This window comes from Cupriavidus sp. P-10 (assembly GCF_003402535.2).
GTDB lineage: Bacteria > Pseudomonadota > Gammaproteobacteria > Burkholderiales > Burkholderiaceae > Cupriavidus.
The window spans coordinates 720085-741788 of record NZ_AP025170.1 but is presented as its reverse complement, the minus strand read 5'-3'; the positions used below and the strand labels follow the sequence as shown (position 1 = coordinate 741788).

General features: G+C 65.9%; 21 protein-coding genes. 19 read left to right on the top strand and 2 right to left on the bottom strand.

Features of this window, described 5'->3' with window-relative positions:
* Positions 1-220: 220 nt before the first annotated feature.
* The 4 genes from hemL (at position 221) to CTP10_RS03410 (ending at position 3672) form a co-directional block, all read left to right on the top strand.
* Entirely contained in the window at positions 221-1513 is a 1293-nt protein-coding gene (gene hemL, locus CTP10_RS03425; protein ID WP_116317339.1) for a glutamate-1-semialdehyde 2,1-aminomutase, read from the top strand.
* 129 nt (positions 1514-1642) lie between these two features.
* Positions 1643-2269 carry a LemA family protein gene (locus CTP10_RS03420; protein ID WP_116317338.1) on the top strand — a complete coding sequence of 209 codons (627 nt, stop codon included), beginning with the start codon at positions 1643-1645 and terminating at the stop codon, positions 2267-2269.
* 10 nt (positions 2270-2279) lie between these two features.
* Positions 2280-3152, top strand: coding sequence for a TPM domain-containing protein (locus CTP10_RS03415; RefSeq protein WP_116317337.1), 873 nt, complete (start codon positions 2280-2282; stop codon positions 3150-3152).
* A gap of 16 nt (positions 3153-3168) precedes the next feature.
* Positions 3169-3672 (top strand): TPM domain-containing protein, encoded by a 504-nt coding sequence (locus CTP10_RS03410; RefSeq protein ID WP_116317336.1) that lies wholly within the window; start codon positions 3169-3171, stop codon positions 3670-3672.
* On the opposite strand, the gene CTP10_RS03405 is transcribed toward CTP10_RS03410, so the two are convergent.
* Positions 3669-4931 (bottom strand): MFS transporter, encoded by a 1263-nt coding sequence (locus tag CTP10_RS03405; RefSeq protein ID WP_116317833.1) that lies wholly within the window; start codon positions 4929-4931, stop codon positions 3669-3671. The genes CTP10_RS03410 and CTP10_RS03405 overlap by 4 nt on opposite strands.
* Positions 4932-5009: 78 nt before the next feature.
* Between CTP10_RS03405 and CTP10_RS03400 the strand changes: the two genes are divergently transcribed.
* The 3 genes from CTP10_RS03400 (at position 5010) to CTP10_RS03390 (ending at position 8641) form a co-directional block, all read left to right on the top strand.
* Positions 5010-5978, top strand: a complete 969-nt coding sequence (locus CTP10_RS03400) for a LysR substrate-binding domain-containing protein (protein WP_116317335.1) — start codon at positions 5010-5012, stop codon at positions 5976-5978.
* A gap of 559 nt (positions 5979-6537) precedes the next feature.
* The gene (locus CTP10_RS03395) at positions 6538-6801 is read left to right on the top strand and encodes a hypothetical protein (RefSeq protein WP_147316179.1); all 264 of its coding nucleotides are present in this window, start codon (positions 6538-6540) and stop codon (positions 6799-6801) included.
* 460 nt (positions 6802-7261) lie between these two features.
* A complete protein-coding gene (locus CTP10_RS03390) occupies positions 7262-8641 on the top strand; it encodes a sigma-54 dependent transcriptional regulator (RefSeq protein ID WP_116317334.1) in 1380 nt (459 codons plus the stop codon).
* 204 nt (positions 8642-8845) lie between these two features.
* Here CTP10_RS03390 and CTP10_RS03385 read toward each other — a convergent pair whose 3' ends face one another.
* Entirely contained in the window at positions 8846-9856 is a 1011-nt protein-coding gene (locus tag CTP10_RS03385) for a glycosyltransferase family 2 protein (protein WP_116317333.1), read from the bottom strand.
* Between the two features lie 1163 nt (positions 9857-11019).
* On the opposite strand from CTP10_RS03385, the gene CTP10_RS03380 reads away from it, so the two are divergent.
* The 12 genes from CTP10_RS03380 to CTP10_RS03325 all read left to right on the top strand — a co-directional run bounded on the left by CTP10_RS03380 (position 11020) and on the right by CTP10_RS03325 (position 21682).
* Positions 11020-11214, top strand: a complete 195-nt coding sequence (locus CTP10_RS03380; protein WP_116317332.1) for a Flp family type IVb pilin — start codon at positions 11020-11022, stop codon at positions 11212-11214.
* A gap of 103 nt (positions 11215-11317) precedes the next feature.
* Positions 11318-11491: a Flp family type IVb pilin gene (locus tag CTP10_RS03375; RefSeq protein ID WP_116317331.1), complete on the top strand. Its 174-nt coding sequence runs from the start codon at positions 11318-11320 to the stop codon at positions 11489-11491.
* Positions 11492-11547: 56 nt separating this feature from the next.
* The gene (locus CTP10_RS03370; protein WP_116317330.1) at positions 11548-12081 is read left to right on the top strand and encodes an A24 family peptidase; all 534 of its coding nucleotides are present in this window, start codon (positions 11548-11550) and stop codon (positions 12079-12081) included.
* Positions 12082-12161: 80 nt separating this feature from the next.
* On the top strand, positions 12162-13580 hold the full coding sequence (locus CTP10_RS03365) for an ATP-binding protein (RefSeq protein ID WP_116317832.1): 1419 nt from the start codon (positions 12162-12164) through the stop codon (positions 13578-13580).
* Positions 13581-13629: 49 nt separating this feature from the next.
* On the top strand, positions 13630-14472 hold the full coding sequence (gene cpaB / locus CTP10_RS03360) for a Flp pilus assembly protein CpaB (RefSeq protein WP_116317329.1): 843 nt from the start codon (positions 13630-13632) through the stop codon (positions 14470-14472).
* Positions 14473-14538: 66 nt separating this feature from the next.
* Positions 14539-16428 (top strand): type II and III secretion system protein family protein, encoded by a 1890-nt coding sequence (locus CTP10_RS03355; RefSeq protein WP_116317328.1) that lies wholly within the window; start codon positions 14539-14541, stop codon positions 16426-16428.
* A 26-nt stretch (positions 16429-16454) separates the two neighbouring features.
* On the top strand, positions 16455-16793 hold the full coding sequence (locus CTP10_RS03350) for a hypothetical protein (protein ID WP_116317831.1): 339 nt from the start codon (positions 16455-16457) through the stop codon (positions 16791-16793).
* Between the two features lie 25 nt (positions 16794-16818).
* Entirely contained in the window at positions 16819-18081 is a 1263-nt protein-coding gene (locus tag CTP10_RS03345) for a pilus assembly protein TadG-related protein (RefSeq protein WP_116317327.1), read from the top strand.
* A 9-nt stretch (positions 18082-18090) separates the two neighbouring features.
* The gene (locus tag CTP10_RS03340; RefSeq protein WP_116317326.1) at positions 18091-18618 is read left to right on the top strand and encodes a TadE/TadG family type IV pilus assembly protein; all 528 of its coding nucleotides are present in this window, start codon (positions 18091-18093) and stop codon (positions 18616-18618) included.
* On the top strand, positions 18615-19073 hold the full coding sequence (locus CTP10_RS03335) for a TadE/TadG family type IV pilus assembly protein (RefSeq protein ID WP_116317325.1): 459 nt from the start codon (positions 18615-18617) through the stop codon (positions 19071-19073). The genes CTP10_RS03340 and CTP10_RS03335 overlap by 4 nt, the downstream gene beginning before the upstream one ends.
* Positions 19074-19095: 22 nt before the next feature.
* Complete coding sequence (locus CTP10_RS03330) at positions 19096-20292, top strand: AAA family ATPase (RefSeq protein WP_116317324.1); 1197 nt, start codon at positions 19096-19098, stop codon at positions 20290-20292.
* A gap of 25 nt (positions 20293-20317) precedes the next feature.
* Positions 20318-21682, top strand: a complete 1365-nt coding sequence (locus CTP10_RS03325; RefSeq protein ID WP_116317323.1) for a CpaF family protein — start codon at positions 20318-20320, stop codon at positions 21680-21682.
* Positions 21683-21704: the final 22 nt, after the last annotated feature.

The following is a 21704-nucleotide window of genomic DNA, read 5'->3' as shown; positions in this document are numbered from 1 at the left end:
TCTGGCCACTCTCCATTAAAATCCAGCGCAGATGGTACCGAAACCGTGCCGCCCGCGCCAGCCGGCGGCAGCCAGAATCGTGCCAGTTCCGCCGTGTTCGCGCATGTTAGCGCCGGATTGACAGGCAATTGCCGTGAAGTTCATCGGTATTGCCTGCATGTCTACGGACTGTCCGGCCGCGCCGCCACGTTCCCAGCAGTCCTTGATTCCACTCAACGCCATGTCCCGTAACCAGCAGCTCTTCGACCGCGCCCAGCAGACCATTCCCGGCGGCGTCAACTCCCCCGTGCGCGCCTTCCGCTCGGTGGGCGGCACGCCGCGCTTTATTACGCGCGCCGAGGGAGCCTATATGTGGGATGCCGACGGCCAGCGCTATATCGACTACATCGGCTCCTGGGGCCCGATGATCGTTGGCCATGCCCACCCTGAAGTGGTGCGCGCGGTACAGGAAACCTGCGCCCAGAGCTTTTCGTTCGGCGCGCCCACCGAGGGCGAGATCACCATGGCCGAAGAAATCTGCAAGCTGGTGCCATCGATCGAGCAGGTGCGGCTGGTGTCTTCCGGCACCGAGGCCACCATGAGCGCGCTGCGCCTGGCGCGCGGCTTTACCGGCCGCGACCTGATCATCAAGTTCGAGGGCTGCTACCACGGCCATGCCGACAGCCTGCTGGTCAAGGCCGGCTCGGGCCTGCTGACCTTTGCCGACACCACGCAGAACGCGCCCTCCTCGGCGGGCGTGCCGGCCGACGTGACGCGCCACACCATGGTGCTGGAGTACAACAACGTCGAGCAGCTGGAGCAGGCCTTCGCCAGGCACGCCGGCGAGATCGCCGCGGTGATCGTCGAGCCGGTGGCCGGCAACATGAACCTGGTGCGCGCCAGCGACGCCTTCCTGAAAGCCATGCGCGAGCTGTGCAGCCGCGACGGCGCGGTGCTGATCTTCGACGAAGTGATGACTGGCTTCCGCGTGGCCCTGGGCGGCGCGCAGGCCTATTACGGCATTCGCCCGGACATGACCTGCCTGGGCAAGGTCATTGGCGGCGGCATGCCGGCGGCGGCTTTCGGCGGGCGGCGCGACATCATGGCAAAGCTGGCGCCGCTGGGCGGCGTCTACCAGGCCGGCACGCTCTCGGGCAACCCGCTGGCGGTGGCCGCCGGCCTGACCACGCTCAAGCTGATCCAGGCGCCCGGCTTCTACGACAAGCTGGCGGCGCAAACCCGCAAGCTGGCCGACGGCCTGGCCGAAGCCGCGCGGGCGGCCGGCGTACCGTTCGCCGCGGATGCCATCGGCGGCATGTTCGGCCTGTATTTCCGCGAAGGCGTGCCTGGCAGCTTTGCCGAAGTGACCAAGAGCGACACCGCGCGCTTCAACCGCTTCTTCCATGCCATGCTGGACAACGGCGTCTACCTGGCGCCGTCGGCGTTCGAGGCCGGCTTTGTCTCGGCACAGCACGACGACGCCATCCTGGGCGCCACCTTCGACGCCGCGCGCAAGGCGTTCGCGGCGGCCTGAGGCCACGCCGGCAGGCGACGCGCCGGGCGTCGCCTGGCCGTCGCCTGGCCGTCACCTGTCAGAAAGGCGGTGCGCTACACTTGGGATTCGCTTGTCCATGCCATCATGCCTAACCTGCGGAGCCCCACGATGCGCGCTTCTTCCTCCCTGCCTTTGCCACTGCGCTCGCCGCTGTCCGTGCTGCGCTGGCTGCTGCTGGCGGCCATGGCCAGCCTGCTGACCGCCTGCGGCTATAACGACTTCCAGTCCAAGGACGAGGCAGTCAAGGCGGCCTGGGGCGAGGTCATCAACCAGTACCAGCGCCGCGCCGACCTGATCCCCAACCTGGTCAACACCGTCAAGGGCTATGCCACGCACGAGCGCGAGACGCTCGAAGCGGTGACCAAGGCGCGCGCCGCCGCCACCAGCATCCAGGTCTCGCCCGAGACCCTGAACGACCCGGAAGCATTCAAGCGCTTCCAGCAGGCGCAGGGCGAACTGTCCAGCGCGCTGTCGCGCCTGCTGGCGGTGTCCGAGAACTACCCGCAACTGAAGGCCGACGCCTCTTTCCGCGACCTGCAGTCGCAGCTGGAGGGCACCGAGAACCGCATCACCGTGGCGCGCCAGCGCTATATCGCCGCGGTGCAGGACTTCAACATCCTGGCGCGCAGCTTCCCCACCAACCTGACCGCGATGATCTTCAAGTACCCGGTCAAGCCTTCATTCACGGTGGAAAACGAGAAGGCCATCTCGACGCCCCCCGCGGTCAAGTTCTGAGGCAGCGGCCATGCGCCTGACCAGCCCGATGCCGCGGCCGTCCGCGTGGCGGCCGGCCTTCGCCGCGCTGCTGCTGTGGCTGGCGGCATGGCTGTGCGCGCCGGCACTGGCGGCCGACGGCTTTGTCCCGGTGCCGCCGCTGACCCAGCGCGTCACCGACCTGACCGGCACGCTGACCTCGCAGCAGCGCACCGCCCTGGAAAACGTGCTGGGCGAATACGAGCAGCAGCGCGGCAGCCAGATCTTCGTGCTGATGGTGCCGACCACCGATCCCGAGCCGATCGACGCCTACAGCATCCGCGTGGCCGACGCCTGGCGTGCCGGGCGCAAGGGCATCGACGACGGCGTGATCGTGCTGATCGCCAAGGACAACCCGCCCGGCCTGCGCAAGATGCGGCTTGAGGTCGGCCGCGGCGTGCAGGGGTCGCTGACCGATGCCATGTCCAAGCGCATCCTGCAGGACGTGATGGCGCCGCACTTCCGCCAGAACGATTTCTACGGCGGGCTGGCGGCCGGCATCTCCGCCATCCAGGCCACCATCGACAAGGAAGGCCTGGCCGGCCCGCAGCCGCGCAAGGCGCAGCAGGCCTCCGGGCTGGACGACTGGCTGCCGGTGCTGTTCCCGCTGGCGATCATCCTGTTCTTCTTTATCGGCGCCATGCTGCGCTCGCGCGGGCCGCAGATCGTCACCACCGGGCGCGGCCGTGACGTGATCGCCGGCGGCCTGGGTGGGCTGGGCGGCTATGGCATGGGGCAGGATTGGGGCCGGCGCAGCGGAGGCTTTGGTGGCGGAGGATTCGGCGGCGGCGGCGGAGGTGGCGGCGGCTTCAGCGGCGGAGGCGGCGGCGGCTTCGATGGCGGCGGCGCATCCGGCAACTGGTAACAGATAAGCGACGACCATGCCCCATCTCCGACGTGCCCTGCACCATCTCGCCACCACCGCCGGCACCGCGCGCAAGCACTTCCCGCCCGAGGCCCAGCAGCAGCTCCATGCTGCGGTGCATGCCGGCGAGGCGCGCCATCGCGGCGAGATCCGCGTGGTCATCGAAGCCAGCCTGCCGATGGGCCACGCCTGGGCCGGCGTGACCCCGCGCGAGCGCGCCCGCTTCCTGTTCGGCGCGCTCGAAGTCTGGAATACCGCCGACCATACCGGCGTGCTGCTCTACATCAACCTGGCCGACCACGCGGTCGAACTGCTGGCCGACCGCGGCATCGACGCCAGCGTGGGGCCATCCATCTGGCGCGAACTGTGCGATGAGCTGGCACACGGGCTGAAGCAGGACCTGTCGGTGGCACCGGTGCTGGCCACGGTGGCACGCGTCCATGAGTTGCTGGCTACCCATTTCCCGTCGGACGGCGGGCACAACCCCAATGAGCTGGATGACCGGCCGATGGTGATCTAGCGGGCCGGCGCGCGGCGCGCCCCCATCAGATACCAGACCGCAGCCAGCACCTGCAGCCCAACCAGCCCCGCCCACGCCGTCAGGTGGGCCGCCTTCGGATAATGGCCTGCACTCGACGGCCACAGGTCCAGCACCAACCCAACCCCTACCTGGCACGCAAAGGTGGCCAGGAACACTGTCAGCGTCAGCGCCGTGGTGGCCCGGCCGATCAGCGCGTCCGGGAAGCTGCGCGCCAGCACCGCATAGGTCAGGATGCCGCTGGAACCGAACACACCGTAAGCCGCCCACAGCAGCGCCGGCGGCAGTGGCACCTGTGCCATCAGCAACCCCTGCACCACGATAAACCCGGTCATGCCGATGCCGGCAAAGGCGTACAGGCTCACGCCGATGCGTTCCAGGTGGCGCGCCGCCCAGCCCGAGCCGACGCAGCCCGCCATCATCGCAAAGCCGATCACCGAGACCAGCCGCGCGCTGGTGGCCGGATCGAAGCCCGACACATCGCGCAGGAAGGCACCGACCCAAAGCGTCTGCACCGCCAGGAACACGCCCTGGTTGAGCAGCGTCAGCGGCACCACGCGCCAGAAGCGCTCGCTGCCCAGGATCTGGCGCGTGCCGCGCAGTTGCTCGCGCAGGCTTTCCTTGCCGGCGCGCGGCTTGTCGGGCACGCCGAACCACAGCAGCACCGCCATCGCCAGCGACACGCAGGCCAGCCCGGCGCTGATCGTGCGCCAGTCCGTCAGCGACAGCAGCCACGACAGCGGCGTGCCGACCAGCACCGCACCGAGCCCGCCGATCGCCATCACCACGCCGTTGAGCAGCGGCATGCGCGACAGCGGGAACCACATCGACAGCGCCTGGATGGCGGCACCCAGGCACACCGACACGCCCACGCCGACCAGCAGCCGGCCGGCGGCCAGCCCGGCCATGCCCGGCGCCAGCGCGAACACCAGCGAGCCGGCTACCGCCACCAGCAGCATCGCCGCCTCGGTGCGGCGCGGGCCGAAACGGTCCAGCAGGATGCCGGCCGGCAGCTGGGCACAGGCAAAGCCGAGGAAATAGAAACTGGTGAGCAGGCCGAGGTCGCCGGCATTGAGCCCCAGCTCGCGCGTCAGGTGCGGCGCGAAGCCCAGGTTGACGCCCCGGAACACATAAGAAACCAGAAAGCCCAGCGAGAATACGGCCAGCACGCGCCAGCGGGCGTCAGCTTGTTGTGTTGGCGCGGGGGCCGAAGACAAGGCAGTAGAAGTGGTAGTTGTCATGGGCTGCATTGTCGTCCCCATTCCGGTGCAAGGCCAACGAAACATACCCGCGGCAATTGTGAGTAGAATTTGACGGCCATGGCCAAATCACCCGGCAAACCCGCGAATCGCCCCGTTCACCTGCCTCCGCTGCAAGCGCTGCGTGCGCTGGAGGCCGCCACGCGCCACCGCAGCTTCTCGCGCGCGGCCGAAGAGCTGGCGCTTACGCACAGCGCCATCAGCCACCATATCCGCGGGCTGGAAACCAGCCTGGGCACCAAGCTGTTCCAGCGCACCGGCAGCCAGATGACCCCGACCAGCGCCGGCGCGCGGCTGGCCGAGCAGGTGCGCGCCGCGCTCGACAGCATCGAAAGCGCGCTGCGCGAGGCTGGCAACAGCGCCGCGCCGCCGGTGGTGCGGCTGCAGGTCAGCGTGATGGAGGACCTGGCCAACGCCTGGCTGATCCGGCGGCTGCCCAGCCTGCACGAGCAGGTGCCGTCGCTGGACCTGCACCTGCGGATGCACGCCGAGATCACCCCGCCGGACCCCTACAGCGTCGACGTCGGCATCTGGCACCAGCGCGTCGACCTGCCCGGCTTCGAATGCCACAACCTGATCGAGGACCACGTCATCGCCGTGGCCAGCCCGGCGCTGCTGGCGCGCTACCCCGGCTTCACACTGGCCGACGTGCCGCGCCTGCCGATGCTGCGCTTTGCACTGCGCCCGTGGCGCGACTGGCTCGAAGCCGCCGGACTGCCGGGCGACGAGCCCGAGCGCGGCCCGATCTTCCAGGATGCAGGGCTGATGCTGCAGTCCGCGGTGGCCGGGCTGGGCGTGGCGACCGCGCGCGCGCAACTGGCGCACGACTACCTGTCCACCGGCCAGCTGGTGCAGATAGGCTCGACCCGCATTCCGTCCAGCCTGCACTACTGGGTCACCTGGCGCGAAGGCAATCCGCGGGAAAAGGCGATCCATGCCTTCCACGCCTGGTTGCAGCAGCAGGTGCGGGGCGAGGCCACGCAGACGCCTCCAACCGTCGGCGGGCAACAGCATCAGTTTCATTCATGAAATTGTTTCGTACGCCGAAGTTGGCAATACGAATCATTTTCGATAACTCCAGGCTTTTCAACGGCTGGCGGGCGATCACAACCCCGGCGCCGTACCTTGGAAGCGGACTTTCGCCCGGATCCGAAATCCCTCCGAGTTTCACCGATGCAACCATTTTGCTGACCGTGCCGGCACGCGTGTACGTCCCACGATACTCATCCAAACAGGCGAGTCCCGGCATGCCAGCTCATGCGCGGAACCCCGCAAATGCCTGTCAACGTCCGGCGCAGACGCCTCCCGGCACAGACACACCTGGCTGCAAAGCGCCAAAAGGCTGAGACAAGGTGTCTTCGGCAGGCCACGCCGGCTGCAAAAGATCCAGTTCGCTGTAACGGAAATGAAACCTCCGGGAGCGCGATTCCGCGTGCAGCATAGGTTTCATGACGCCTGAGCGTTGAAATTACCGCTTCCCCTCTTTCGGATGGCAACGGATGCCTCCAGGTACGCCATTCGACACATCATCTGGTTAACGTGTGACGTATCGCTGGCATGTGTCACCGTTGACATGCTGCACTGCAGCATGAAACTTGCCAACGATGTATCAAAATCCGAACGTTTTTTGACGGCTCGCCGGCGACCCGCGCGCGCGCTTTTCACGATTTCCTTTTCAAATCAAAGGCCTGCTGCACTCTGGCACGTTCGTCGCACTTATGTCTCCGCGAACAGAAGCCCGACACAGGGGAAGTCTGAAACGGAAGCGGCAAACATATGGCACGCGTTCGCCGAAGATCAGTTTCAGAACGACCCTCGCATCCCAGGGTGGGGCGTCGGGCTGGTGCTGTAAGCGTTGGGCCACGCGGCTGGAACTGGCCCGCACCGGAGCTTGCTGCTGCCTGCTTTGCAGCGGTTGCCGACAAGATCAGAGGAGGTCTTTCGGGACACGGGCCGCGCGCAAGCGCGCGGCCCGTGGAACCTGGAAAGACCCCGCCAGTCCGGACCACCGGGCGGCAAAGGGGAACGCGGATGTACCGGCTTGCCGGCGCGTCTGGATGAATGGGGTGCTGACCGGCCTGCCATGCAGGCGCGGCGAGACGCCGCTGCCGTGACCGATGCCATCGACATCGGCGCGGCAGCGGCGGACTACGCGGCGCAACAGCGGGACGGCAAAACAGAATTCGGGGAGGACGCCCGCGTGACGCATCCATAGTGCGTGGCGCTGGCGCGGGCCTCAGGGCCACCGAATCCGGTGCGCGGCAACCGCCGCCGCCGGCTTCGTTAAATAAGAAGAAATCCGGGGAAATCGTATGAGCGCGTATGCCAACCGCCCGCTGCTGTACCTGTCGCAGCACCACGACGCCATGCTGTGCCGGGTCCTTGCCCAACGTGGCTGGAAACTCAGCTTCGCGTCCTGCCTGGAAGACCTCCATGCCCTGCCGGCCGGCAACCAGCCCCATGCCGCGCTGCTGGACCTGCACAGCGGCTTCAGTGACGCCGACCTGGAATCGTTCGAGCCCTGGCTCGCGCAACCCCAGATCGGCTGGATCGGCGCCGTCGCCGGGCGCGAGGCGCTGACCGAGACCGCGCGACGGCTGCTTGGCCTGTACTTCGTCGACTATTACACCGCCCCGTTCGAGCACGCCGAGCTGGCCCACTCGCTCGGCCATGCGCATGGCATGGCGCAGCTGCGGCCCGGTGTGCAGCGCGCCACCCCCGGCACCTTGCGCCCCGACGGCATGATCGGCAGCTGCTCGGCCATGCAGACGCTGTTCCGCGGCATCGAGAAGGTGTCGCGCTGGGACACCCCTGTCCTGATCTCCGGCGAGTCAGGCACCGGCAAGGAACTGGCCGCGCAAGCGATCCACCGAGCGTCGGAGCGCGCCTCGCACCCGTTCGTGGCTGTCAACTGCGCCGCCATCCCGCCCACGCTGCTGATGTCCGAGCTGTTCGGCTACGAGCGCGGTGCCTTCACCGGCGCGACCAAGCGCAAGCCCGGCCGCATCGAGATGGCGCAGGGCGGCACCCTGTTCCTCGATGAAATCGGCGACATGCCGCTGGAAAGCCAGACCAGCCTGCTGCGCTTCCTGGAGACCGGCCGCATCGAGCGCCTGGGCGGCACCGAATCGGTCGAAGTGAACGTACGCATCGTCTCCGCCACCCACGTCGACCTCGAGGCCGCCATTGCCGCCGAGCGCTTCCGCGGCGACCTTTACCACCGCCTGTGCGTGCTGCGCGTGCGCCAGCCCCCGCTGCGCGAACGCGGCAGCGACATCATGCTGATCGCCGAGCACGTGCTCGAAGGCGTGCGCAAGCAGTCGCCGGCACGCATCCGCGGCTTCTCGCCGCTGGCCTTGCGTGCGATCCAGCAACACAACTGGCCGGGCAATGTGCGCGAGCTGATCAACCGCATCCGCCACGCCGCGGCAATGTGCGAAGACGGCGTGATCCAGCCGGCGGACCTGGAGCTGGCCGCACCCGCCGAGGAACGCCCGCTGACGCTCGCGGCAATCCGCGAGGCCGCGGAGCAGAACGCCATTATCGAGGCGCTGCAACGCAATCACGAACGGCTCATTGACGTCGCCGCGGAGCTTGGGATTTCGCGCGTGACGCTGTTCAGGCTGATGCGGGATTACAAGCTGCAGGTGAAGAAGGGGGATATGGGGATGGTGTGCGTGCAGGGAAGCTGAGGCGGGAGACCGTCCAGGCAAACCGCGCCCATCCGGTTACGCACGCACGCCCAACCCATCTCTCACGACGTTGCTGGCGGGGTCGATCGCGATCCCGCCAGCGCTTTACCTTCATGATTTGCTAGCTTGGGGCCCGGCATGCCTGCCTGCCTCAAAAAAATAGCCGGCCGCGACGCCGCGCGGCCGCACCGGCGCAGGCGTCTGTCAGCTGCGCTTGCCGGCAACCAGTGGAATGATCTTGCCGTCCCCGCCTGCGCGCCGCTGCGGACGGCGCGTATGGTAGCGGCGCTTGACCAGGTAGATCGGCCGGCCTTTTGATTCCTCGTAGATGCGCCCGATATATTGGCCAAGCAGGCCAATGCCAATCAGCTGCACGCCGCTGAAAAACAGCAACAGCGCGATCACCGGCGCATAGCCGAAGCCGTCCGCATTACCCATCGCACTACATGCGACGATGTAAAGGCCGTAGCAGATTGAAACCAGCGCGATGCACGAGCCAAGGTACGTCCAGCCACGCAGCGGCACCGATCCAAAGCTGGCGATGTCGGCCAGCGTCGCCCTCCACCGCCCGCCTCCCTGGTCGTTCGATAAGCCCGCACGGCGCTGTTCACGCTGGTACGGCACGATCACGGTACTGAAGCCCACCCAGGAGAACAGACCCTTCATGAAGCGGTGCCTTTCGGGAAGCTGCTTGAGGGCATTCACCACGGCACGATCCATCAGACGAAATTCACCGACATTGCTGGGAATCTTCAGGTCTGACAGTGCGTTGTGCAAGCGGTCGCAAACGGCTCCGGCCAAACGCTTCAGGTAGGAGCCCTCACTTGGACCCATGCATTGGGCCAGCACCACCTCCGCACCTTGCCGCCAACACTGGACCAGCGTCGGGATCAGCTCGGGCGGATCACGCAGGTCGGCATCGTACGGAATTACGGCGTCCCCGTGTGCCTCGTCCATGCCGGCAGTCAGGGCCGCCTCCTTGCCAAAGCAGCGCGTCAGTTCGATCACGCGGATCCTGCCATCATGGCGCGCCGCTTCGACCAGCCTGGGCAGCGTATCGTCCGTACTACCGTCGTTGATGCAGACGATCTCGAACTGCGTGGCGTGCAGGGATTCCAGGATCGGCAGCACGCGCGCAAAGAAGCCATCTGTCGCAGCGCCGTTGTTGTGGAACGGCACCACCAACGACAGGAGCTGGGTTTCATAGTTGGACATGACCTGGATCCTCCGATGCTGGCAATACCTGCATCAGGGGGCGTGCGCGTGTGCAACCACACCGGCTGTCGATGCGACATCTTCCCCCGAGCTTTTTTAGTCTTGTGCATGCGCCACCCGCCGTGCATAGCGGAGGCGCAGCCGTTCTTACTGGCCCAGTCTTGTCGCACACCGTACAGAAAGCAAGGCGCGCGGGCGTCGGCAACGCATGGACAGCCGTCCCGGGCGACGCCGGATCGAGCAACGTTTCCGCCGTGAATCACGCGGCCTGCCTGGCCGGCAAGCCGCGCAAATACAGGGGTTGCAGGGGATCCGGCCGGGATTGCAACACATGCCAGGCGCGCCACGGAAGGCGTCGACGTTTCTATCCGGAAACGTTGGCCCGCCGGGCTGGCTTCCTCATCCATCAGGCAACACTGTCCGCGCCGCAGTCAGCGACAACCGCAAAGCCCCATCCAAGCGCCGTATGTATCGCTCTCATCCAACCCTGCCAAATCATGCTTTTGGTTGAGGCGCCTGCCCTGGATTGACCGCCCCCCGCGTGCCAACGCGCCCTGCGCCCTAATCCGTTAGTTGGTTCATCCGAAATGGCCTCTGCGGCTTGCGTTTCCCGCCGGCAACGAAGCGCGGTGAAAACACCGCATACGGTTCCGATGGCCTGCCACCGCTTCACCCATGCTTCCCGGAAAGCCTTATGGCACAAGGGTTTCGTGTTGGCTGGCCCGCCGCTTGCCTATGTCCTGGCACCGGCACCGCCACAAAGACGAATGCCGAGATGCTGGAGCAACCAGCCGGCATCAGAACCAAAAAACGATACGGGGAAACTTGCCATGCCTGCCGCACGCCATTTCGCGCTGACGCACCGGAACGCTGGTCACGCCACATCCGCCCGCATGGGCGGCAGCGTGCCGTTCCGTTGCATGACCCGCGCTGGCCATGCGCACCACGTAGCTCGCTGCATGCACGCTTCGGCCGAACGCCGGCTGGAGGCGCGCAGCCCGCAGGGCATGTGCGGCGGTCCTGGCCGCTGGCCCTTCCATGCATGTGCTATCTGCGCCCCGCCGTGATGCTGTGTTTCCCGGCATTGAGATCTGGTGCCGGTTGCATTCCTTTCCGAAGTTCCGCAGTCCTGTAGTGCTTATTCCAAACCAAAGGAGTTAATCATGCAAACCCTGACCACTATGTTCAAGCAATTCATCCGCGATGAAGAAGGCGTGACCGCCATTGAATATGGCCTGATTGCCGCGCTGATTGCCGTCGTCATCATTGCGGCCGTCAGGCTTGTTGGCACCGAATTGGACTTGACGTTTGACAAGATCGGCACGTCGCTCCAGGACGCCAACAAGACTCCCACCTGATGATAGATATGCAATCGACGCGGACGCATATATGGCTGCAGCAACGCGTTGGCCGTGCGGTGCGCCCGTGCTTCAAGCCTTCGCCGTGAATTCGGAGACGCCAATGTCGAAGTTCCTCGCCGTATCAAAGGATCTGCTGCAAGACGACAAAGGCGTCTCCTCTCTTGAATACGCGCTGCTCGGCATGCTGATTGCGGTGGCCATTATCGGCTCCGTGTTCAAGCTTAGCGGCGCAGTGAAAGAGATGTACGACCTAATTGCTTCCAGCATGCCCTAGAACATCCGCACAGTAATTCCCCTGACCAATCGCCCCAACCCTCAAGCCGACACGCCATGCAAACAGCCACGACTCTCGCCTCCCTCGTAGGCCCCGCCACGATCGGCATCGTGCTGACCGCTGCGGCCATCGACCTGGACCGGCGCCGCATTCCCAACTGGCTGACCTTCGGCGCCTGGGTCGCCGCGCTGCCAGTCCAGATGACCATTCATGGCATCACCGCTGGCTCGCTGGCATGGCTGTCTGGCTGGCTGGTGGGCCTGGCGCTGTTTCTGCCCTTCTACCTGCTGCGCGGCATGGCCGCCGGCGACGTCAAGCTGCTGGCAGCCGTGGGCGCCTGGCTTGGCGCGGCCATGGTTGTGAACGTCGCGCTTGCGACATGCGTGATCGGTGGCGTGTGGGCGCTGGTGCACCTTCTCGTCACCAGGCAGACGCTTGTGACCCTGTCGCGAGTGAGCTACATGCTCAGCATGGCGGTTCAACGCCGTGCGAGGCCAGTGCAGCCGGAAACCGAAGCATCCGCAGGCTCAATACCCTACGGCGTCGCCATTGCCGCCGGCACGCTTGCCATGCTCTTTGCCAGCACCTGAGAACCACACGACAGCGCAGCCAGCACACGGCGAGCGCCTTGAAGCGCCAGAACAAGCAGATCAGCAACCGGGGGAAGGCAATGAATGAGTACCACGACACGGGTCACGCCACGCGGCACCTCGAACCCGTAGCGACAGCCAGGAATACCCAGGCCGACCACGGCACGGTGGCCCTGTCCCCCTGGCACGTCCTGCCGCGCACCATCGCCGACACCGGGCTGGAAGTGGCACTGCTGCTGGGCCTGCTGATGAAGGCCGCCTACCAGCACCGCACCGTCACGCTGGCAGTGCTTACCGACACGCTGAAGCTGCCGGGCACCGTGGTCAACGAAGTCGCCTCCGTCGCCGTACGTGAGCGCCTGCTGGAAATCGCCCACCGCGGCGCCAGCGACCTCGACGTCCGCTTCCGGCTGACGGACGCCGGCTATGCCCGCGCCGCCGAAGCCTCGGCGCGCTGCAGCTACGTCGGCGCTGCGCCGGTCACGCTGGACGCTTATGTCCAGGCGGTGGAGCGCCACTCAGTCGGCCAGGCATCGGTGACCAAGGCGGACGTCACCGCGGCCTTCCATGACCTGGTGATCCCGGTGCACCTGCTGGATGCCATCGGCATGTCGCTGAATACCTGCCGGGCCCTGATGATCTACGGGCCCGCCGGCAGCGGCAAGACCTACCTGGCGCAGCGCCTGGGGATGCTGCTGCCGGGGGCGGTGCCGGTGCCGCATGCCATCACCGTGGCCGGCGAAATCATCCAGGTTTACGACCCGCTGGTCCATGTGCCCTGCGATGACAGCGAGGACTCGATGGCACGCCGTTCGCTGGACCGCCGCTGGACTCTCTGCCACCGCCCGGTGGTGCTGTCCGGCGGCGAACTGACATTGTCCATGCTGGACCTGCGCCACGACCCTGTCGCCGGCTTCTACCAGGCGCCGCCGCACATGAAGGCGAACAATGGCATCTACATCATCGACGACCTGGGCCGCCAGCTGGTTGGCGTCACCGACCTGCTGAACCGCTGGATCGTGCCGCTGGACCGCAACATCGACATGTTCACGCTGCAGACAGGCGTGCGCTTCACGGTGCCGTTCGACGTATGGCCGGTGTTCTCGAGCAACCTTGAACCGGCGGAGCTCGGCGACGATGCCTTCCTGCGCCGGCTCGGCAGCAAGCTCTACGTGGGCCCGCTGTCGGTGGACGACTACCGCGAGGTGTACCAGCGCACTGCCGCCGAATACGGACTGGCCAGCGGCGAGGCCGTGTTCGACTTCCTTGTCGACAGCCTGCACTACGCCAGCGATACGCCGCTGTTCGCCTGCATCCCGCGCGACCTGCTGCGCCTGGTCGCCTCCGGCGTGCATTACCACGGCGCCGCGCCGCAAGTCACAGAGGAGCGCCTGGTGGCGGCCTGGCAGGGTTATTACGGGCTGCGCACCTCGCCCGAAGGAATGCCGCAGGCCAGCGGCGCCCGTCGCTGGTCAGACAACCACCGCGCCGCGAGCTGAACAATAGCAGCCGACACGGAAACCATTGGGAATACTGGGGAGAGTCATCATGAAAAACATGCGCGCAATCCTGATGCTGCTGATTGCCCTGGTCGCCGGCGTGGCGGCAGTGGTGTCGGCGTCGCGATGGCTGGTGCAGCAGTCATCGAGTTCGGTCAGGCAGGTAGTGGTAGCCGCCAACGACCTGAACCTGGGGCAACCGCTCAACGGCAGCCAGTTGCGGCTTGTCAGCTGGCCGACTGGCAGCGTTCCGCCTGGTGCGTTCCAGGACATGAAGGCTCTGGAGGGCCGCGTGGTCCGCACCAGCCTCCAGCGCGGCGAGCCGGTTCTCGATGCCAAGCTGGCGCCGATCGGCACCAAGGGCGGACTGTCGGCGGTCATCAACGACGGCAAGCGCGCGATCACGGTTCGCGTCAATGACGTGGTGGGTGTGGCCGGCTTCGCGCTGCCGGGCAACTATGTCGACGTGATCGTCAATACGAATGAAGAAGCGCGAAACGCGCAGAACAGCAACATCTCCAAGATCGTGCTCGAGAAGATCCTGGTGCTGGCGGTAGCGCAGCAGGTCAGCCGTGACGACACGCAGCCCAAGGTGGTGAATGCCGTCACGCTGGAAGTGACGCCCGAGCAGGCCGAGAAGCTCGACGTGGCCCGCAGTGTCGGCACGCTGTCGCTCGTGCTGCGCAACCAGATGGACGTTGCTGACATCAACACTGGCGGCGCCACCAAGGGCACGCTGCTGGGCAAGGCACCCGAAGCGCCGCCCGTCAAGGTCGTGACCCAGACGGCCACGCGCACCGTGGTGAAGACCCGCACGGTGGCAGCACAGCCCTCGCGTGGCAACTGCATCGGTGTGCTGGCAGGCATGCAGGGCGGCGTCGAGTGCTTCTGACTGCGTCTCGCACGACGCCCAACGAATCCTGATCTGCATCACAGCCTCTCCGGGGGGAGATTCAAAATGAACCAGAAAAGATCCGACGCCGCAGGCGGCACCCGTATCCTGGTGCTTGCCGCCATCCTCTTCACCCCGCTGGCCGCCGCGGCGCAAGCCGCCATGGAGGCGGGCGTTCTGACCAAGACCACTGCGCCAGCCGCGGCCAAGGCACCTGCGGCACCGATGCAGATGACCATCAGCATGACGCCAGGTGCCCCGACCACGTTGGCGCAGGGCGCGGCGCAGGCACCCGCGCCGTCCGCCGAGGCGCGCGGTCCCAACTGCGTCGGCGCGATCCGCAGCGAATCCAGCGTGATGGTGCCGGTCGGCAAGTCGCAGCTGATCTCGCTGCAGGAGCCCGTGCGCAACCGCACCCTGGGCAATCCCAATGTCGTGCAGGCCACCATGGTCTCGCCCCAGACGCTCTACGTGCTGGGCCGCAGCGTGGGCACCACCAACATGATCGTGCAAGGCCGCAGCGGCGCCTGCACCATCATCAACGTTGTGGTCAATGCCGATGCCGGCGGCCTGCAGACGTCGCTCGGCCAGCTCTTGCCCGGCGAGCCTGGCATCCGCGTAATGACCGCAGCCGATAACCTTGTGCTGACCGGCAGCGTCACCAATGCCCAGTCCGCCCAGCAGGCCATGGACATCGCCCAGGCGTACGCCAACGCGGCACAAGGCACCGACGGCAAGAACGGGGACAAGAAAGGCGGCGTGCTAAACATGCTGTCCGTCGACAGCCCGCAGCAGGTGATGCTGGAAGTCAAGGTGGCCGAGGTATCCAAGACGCTGCTGAACCAGCTAGGTTCCGCGGTCAACCTGCAGGGCGGCTTTGGCTCGTGGACGGGTGGTGTCGTGACGTCGCTGCTGACCGGCGCTTCGGGGGCCATCTTCGGCAGCAAGGCCAACAACCTGCCCTTCGAGTTCGCCATCGACGCGCAAAAGAACGACAGCCTGGTCAAGATCCTGGCCGAGCCAAACCTGGTCACGATCAGCGGCCAAGAGGCCAGCTTCCTCGCCGGTGGCAAGATCTACATCCCGGTAGCGCAGGCCAATGTGCTGAACGGGGCTGGCACCGTCACGCTGCAGGAAGAAGAATTCGGCGTGGGCCTGAAGTTCACGCCCACTGTGCTGGCAAACGGCCGCATCCACCTGAAGGTGTCGCCGGAAGTGTCCGAGCTGTCGCCCACGGGTGCCACGATCCGCGGCGGCACGCTGGCGGGCCAGACCATCCTGCCTGTCATCACCACCCGCCGCGCCTCCACCACCGTGCAGATGCGCGACGGCGAAAGCTTCGCCATCGGCGGGCTGCTGACCGATAGCGCGCGCGGCTCGCTCAAGGCGCTGCCGGGTGCGGGCGAGGTGCCGGTGCTGGGCACGCTGTTCCGCAGCACGCAGTACCAGCAGGACCTGACCGAACTGGTGTTCGTCATCACGCCGCGCCTGGTCAAGCCGATGCAGACCAACAACTACCCGCTGCCGACCGACAGCTTCTCCACGCCCAACCCGTTGTCGCTGTACTTCATGGGCAATATGGAAGGCAGCGGCAAGCCCGCGCCGCAGCCCGCGCCGGCCCCTTCGCAACCCGCCGCGCCGGCCGCCGCACCCGTCACGCCGCCGTCGACGCCGCGCAGCGAAGGCACTGGCACATCGGTCTCGATGGTGCCGACGGGTCGCCCACTGGACCCGCCGGCAACTGCTGGATCGTCAGGAGCGCAGGCAGCCGCGACCGCAATGCCTCGGACCTCCGGCGCGCCGGAACCGGCCCAACCAGTTGCCCGCAATATCGCCGCCGCCCCCCCTGCCGAGGACACCGCCGCGCGCATCGCCCGCATCGAAGCCACCGCAGCGCGCCTGGCACAGGCACAAGCCGCCGCGATCGCCACGCGCAGCGCCGCGGGCGGCAACTGAACCGCCGCGCCCAAAGGAGAATGATCATGATCAAGAAACTCAACCTTTCGCGCGGCACCGCCACGCTGGTGCTCGGCAGCCTGGCCTGCCTCTCGCTGTCGGCCTGCATGACCTCCACGCCGGTGTGGGATGGCCAGCGCGGCGTGGCGCTCGCCACGGTTACGCAGATGCAGATCATCAATCCCGATGCGCCGGCTGGCCTACCCACGGTCACCGGCACCGATGGCAAGACCGCGGTGGCGGCAATGAAGAACTTCGACCGTTCGCTGGCCAACGGCAAGCAAGGCAGCTCGCCCTCTATGACGATCGACTTCGGCGCCGGCGGTTACGGTGGCGTGGGCATGTCAGGCGGCGGGTCACGCTGATCCGCGCAAACCACGGAGAGCCGATATGTCACGCCCTACCACCCACCGAGGCCGGCGGACCACCTGGCGCAAGCGGCAGCGTGGCGCGATCGCCATCATCGTCGGCCTGTCGCTGGCCGTACTGATCGGCTTCGTCGGGCTGGCGCTCGACCTGGGCAAGCTCTATGTGACCAAGAGCGAGCTGCAGAACAGCGTCGATGCCTGCGCGCTGGCCGCCGCGCGCGACGTTACCGGGGCCACGCCGCTGCTTGTGTCGGAGGCGGCCGGCCTTGCCACCGGCACGAGCAACGCTGCCATGTTCCAGAACGAGGCAGTGAAGATGGTCAAGGATCTCAACGTCTCGTACGGCGACACGCCTGACGGTACCTATTACACCAAGGACAAGGTGCCGTTCGCGCTGGACAAGGTGAAGTACGTCAAATGCACCGCCGAGCGCACGGATATTGCCCACTGGTTCATCCACCTCCTTAACCTGCTGCCAGGCATCGACATTCAGCCCAGTACCGTAAGCGCAATGGGCGTGGCCACCACCACCAGTGCGCAGACGGCCTGCGCAATCCCGGTCTATGTCTGCACGCCGCCGACGGCCAATCCGCCCAAAACCGCGTACAACCGCGGCGACTGGATCAAGTCCAAGGTCGATCCGAAGGACCCGTATGGCCCCGGCAGCTTTGGCTGGGCTGACTTGTCGCCTCCGGCCGGCGGTGCTTCCGAGCTGGCGGACCTGATTGCCGGCAGCGGACAGTGCGACCTGCCGGCAGTGGGCTCCAAGGTTGGTGAACCGGGCAATATCTCGGCGCTGATCGCGGCGTGGAATACCCGCTTCGGTATCTATACCGGCTCTTACAAGGGACCGACCGATGGGGCGCCGGACTTTACCGGCTATGCCTACAGCGTAACTACATGGAATCCGCCGAACGGCGGCAACGCCTACGCTGACTTCATCCAGAAGCGGAGCGCGAACTCGCCATACCAGACGGACAAGAATAGCGGCCTGACCACCAAGGGTACGGAGTCGACACAGGCGGTGCACAAGGCCGGCGCCGACCGCAGGCTGGTACATGTTCCCATGGTGGATTGCACCGAATTCGCCTCTGCCAAGCTGGCCAAGGTAGTTTCCTGGAACTGCATGCTGATGGTGCAGCCAATGCAGGAGCCCAGCGCAAAGGATGTGGTCTACCTCGAATATCTGGGCAATTCGAAGGATCCAACCAGCCCCTGCGCGACCCAGGGCGTGCCCGGGTCCGATACAGGTGCAGGCCCCCGCGTGCCGGTGCTGGTGCAATAGGAGCGAATCATGGAGCGATGCAGCCAGCGCAGGCGCAATCGGCACACTCGGCACAATCGACGCGGGGTGGTCGCGGTGGAATTCGCACTGGTCCTGGTGCCCTTGCTTCTGCTGGTGAGCGGGGTGGCGGAGTACGGTCGCGCCATTTACCAATACAACGCCCTGACCAAAGCCACGCGCGACGCTGCCCGCTTCTTGTCGCAGTACGCGCCCAGCGAGCCGGGCTATCCGTTGGCGCAGGCAAAGTGCATGGCCGTCTATGGCAAGAGCGTCTGCGAAGGCGAGGTGTTGGTGAAAGGCCTCAGCACCTCGATGGTGGTCGTCTGTGACCGTGTCGAGGCGAGCGGATGTGGCGGCAAGCAGTTCGCCAACGTCCCCATCTACGAGGGCGGCGACAGTTCAGGCGTGCAGGCCGGCACCATCAACCTGGTCGAAGTGAAGATATCGGGTTACTCATATTCGCCAATCCAGACCTACATCAAGGTGGGAAACCTGGCGTTCTCCGATATCGCAACAGTCATGAGGCAAGTGCTATGACTCCGCATCGTACCACCCGCCTGCGTCCGCACCAGGCCGGCGCCACCGCGATCGAGTTCGCCCTGGTAGCCAGCATCTTCTTCATGCTGCTGATCGGCATTGCCGAGTTCTCGCGCGTGCTGTTCTACTGGAACACCGCTGGCGAGGCCACCCGCCTGGGCGCACGCATCGCGGCGGTGTGCGACGCCAAGGACGCGACCATCAAGGCCAGGATGACCAATCTGATGCCGAAGCTACAGGCCACCAATATCCAGATCGGCTACGAGCCCAGCGGCTGCGACGCGGACGCCGACGCTGCCCGCAGCACGTGCCGCTCGGTCACCGTCAGCGTTGCCAACATCTCGGTCAAGACCTTCATTCCCGTCGTGCCGATCACGCTGGCCATGCCTTCGTTCACGACTACGCTGCCGCGGGAAAGCCTGAACTCTTCAACCGGCGGCAAGATCTGCAATTAGCACGCATAACCAGGAGCACACCATGCTCAGAATTCTGATCGTTTCCGAGGATGCTGAAAGGTTGGGCGAGCTTTCGCGTATGGCGGACGCCTGTGGAACCTTCCAGATCATGCGGCTGCAGGATGCTCCCGCCGCGCTATGCACGCATGGCAGCCACCTGCGCAGCGCGGATGCGCTTATCCTCGACCAGGACTTCCGCGGCGGCACGCAGATGCTGGGCATTGAAGCCTTGCGCCAGCAGCATCCCGACCTGCCTTGCATCCTGGTGACGTCGGCGCAGCAGCCGGATGTCCTGATCCGGGCACTGCGTGCCGGGGTGCGCGACATCCTGCCGTGGCCGCTCGACAAGGGCCAGTTGAGCGAGGCGCTCGGGCGGCTGGAGGCAAACCACGTGCCCAGGGAGCGCAACGAAGCGCGCGTGATCTCGCTGGTTTCATGCAAGGGCGGCGCCGGCACCAGCTTTATCGCCGGCAACCTGGCCTACGCCCTGAGCGCCGGCGAGCGCAAACGGGTACTTCTGATCGACCTGAACACCCAGTTCAGCGATACGGCATTCCTGGTCAGCGACAAGACCCCGCCCGCGACCCTGACGGACGTGTGCTCGCAGCTGGAACGCATGGACGATACCTTCCTCGATGCCTGCATGACCCGCGTCGACGAGGGATTCGATATCCTGGCCGGTGCGATCGACCCGATCAAGGCCAACGAGGTCCGCAAGGACAGGATCGACCACATCCTTTCCGTGGTCAGCCCGCGCTACGATTTCATCCTGATCGACATCGGGCAGTCGGTCACCCCACTGTCGCTTGCGGCTTTCGACCGCAGCCACAGCATCTTCCTGACCGTGCAGCCCAGCATCCCCTATGTCCGCACCGGCAAGCGCCTGCTGGATATCCTGCGCGCGCTGCACTACACCGAGGACAAGATCCGCATCCTGCTGAACCGCCAGGGCCGCCGCGACGAGCTGCCGCGTGCCAAGCTGGAAGAAGTCTTCGGCATGAAGGTCTTCCACGCGTTGCCCGATGATCCTGTTGCCGTGGATGAATCGATCGGCCACGGCGTTCCCGTGCTCAAGGGACAGAAGCGCAGCGCCATCGCCAAGTCGCTGCTGTCTCTCGGCGCCACGCTTGCCGCAAGCGCCGGGACCGAACGGCAGGCGCAGCCGGCCAGGCAGTCGCTGGCCAGGCTCTTCCTGCGCCCGAAGTCGAGCGCCGCCTGAACCGCATCACGAACCGGAGTCCATCATGTCGATCCGCGAACAGCTTTCCCTGCCAGAGAACCCGGTGCTGCAAATGAACGGCCATGCTGTGCCCGCCCGCAGCCATGGCACCACGCAGGCTTACCGGAATTTCAAGAAGACCGTCCACGACGCTGTGCTGGACCGGGTCGAACTCGAGCGGCTGGCGCGCTATCCACTGGAGCAGGTGAAGACGGAGATTGGCGTGCTGATCGACGCCATCATCGACGAAGAGCGGATCCTGATCAATGACACTGAACGCCGCCAGATGACGTCGGACATCTATGACGAGATGTTTGGCTTCGGCCCGCTCGAGCCGCTGCTGCAGGATCCGACCGTGTCCGACATCCTGGTCAACACGGCGAAGCAAACCTATGTCGAGCGACGCGGCAAGCTGGAACTTACCGATATCGGTTTCTACGACGACGCCCACCTGATGAAGGTCATCGAGAAGATCGTGTCGCGCGTGGGGCGCCGCATCGACGAGACCAGCCCGATGGTCGACGCGCGCCTGCCCGATGGTTCGCGCGTCAACGCCATCATCCCGCCATCGGCGATCGACGGGCCGCTGCTGTCGATCCGCCGCTTCGCAGTCAATCCGCTGCAGGTTTCCGACCTGGTAAACCTGAGAAGCCTGACCCCGCCGATGGCCCAGATGCTGCAGGCGCTGGCGCACGCCAAGATCAACGTGCTGGTCTCCGGCGGCACCGGTAGCGGCAAGACCACGCTGCTGAACATCCTGTCCGGATTTATCCCCGAGGATGAGCGCGTGGTCACTATCGAGGATGCGGCCGAACTGCAGTTGCGCCAGCCTCATGTGCTGCGCCTCGAAACCCGCCCGCCGAACATCGAAGGCAAGGGCGAGATCACGCAGCGCTCGCTGGTGCGCAACGCGCTGCGCATGCGCCCGGACCGGATCATCCTGGGCGAGGTGCGTGGTGGCGAGGCGCTGGACATGCTTAACGCGATGAACACCGGCCACGAAGGCTCGCTGACCACCATTCACGCCAATACCCCGCGCGACGCGCTGACACGCCTTGAAAACATGGTCAGCATGGCCGGCCTGACCATGCCGGCCAAGGCGATACGCCAGCAGATCTCTTCAGCCATCACGGTGATCGTCCAGGCCGCACGCATGACCGATGGGCGACGCAAGATCATCAGCATCGCGGAGATCACCGGCATGGAAGGCGAAATCATCAACATGCAGGAGATCTTCACCTTCCAGCGCTCCGGCGTGGACAAGGACGGCACCGTGCGCGGCCATTTCCGCGCCACCGGGGTGTACCCCAAGTTTGCCGAGCGGCTGCGCGTGTTCGGCGTGGGCTTGCCCGATGAAACTTACGATCCGGCGCATCGCTATGAAGTGTGATCCGCGCAAGGCACGCGGCACA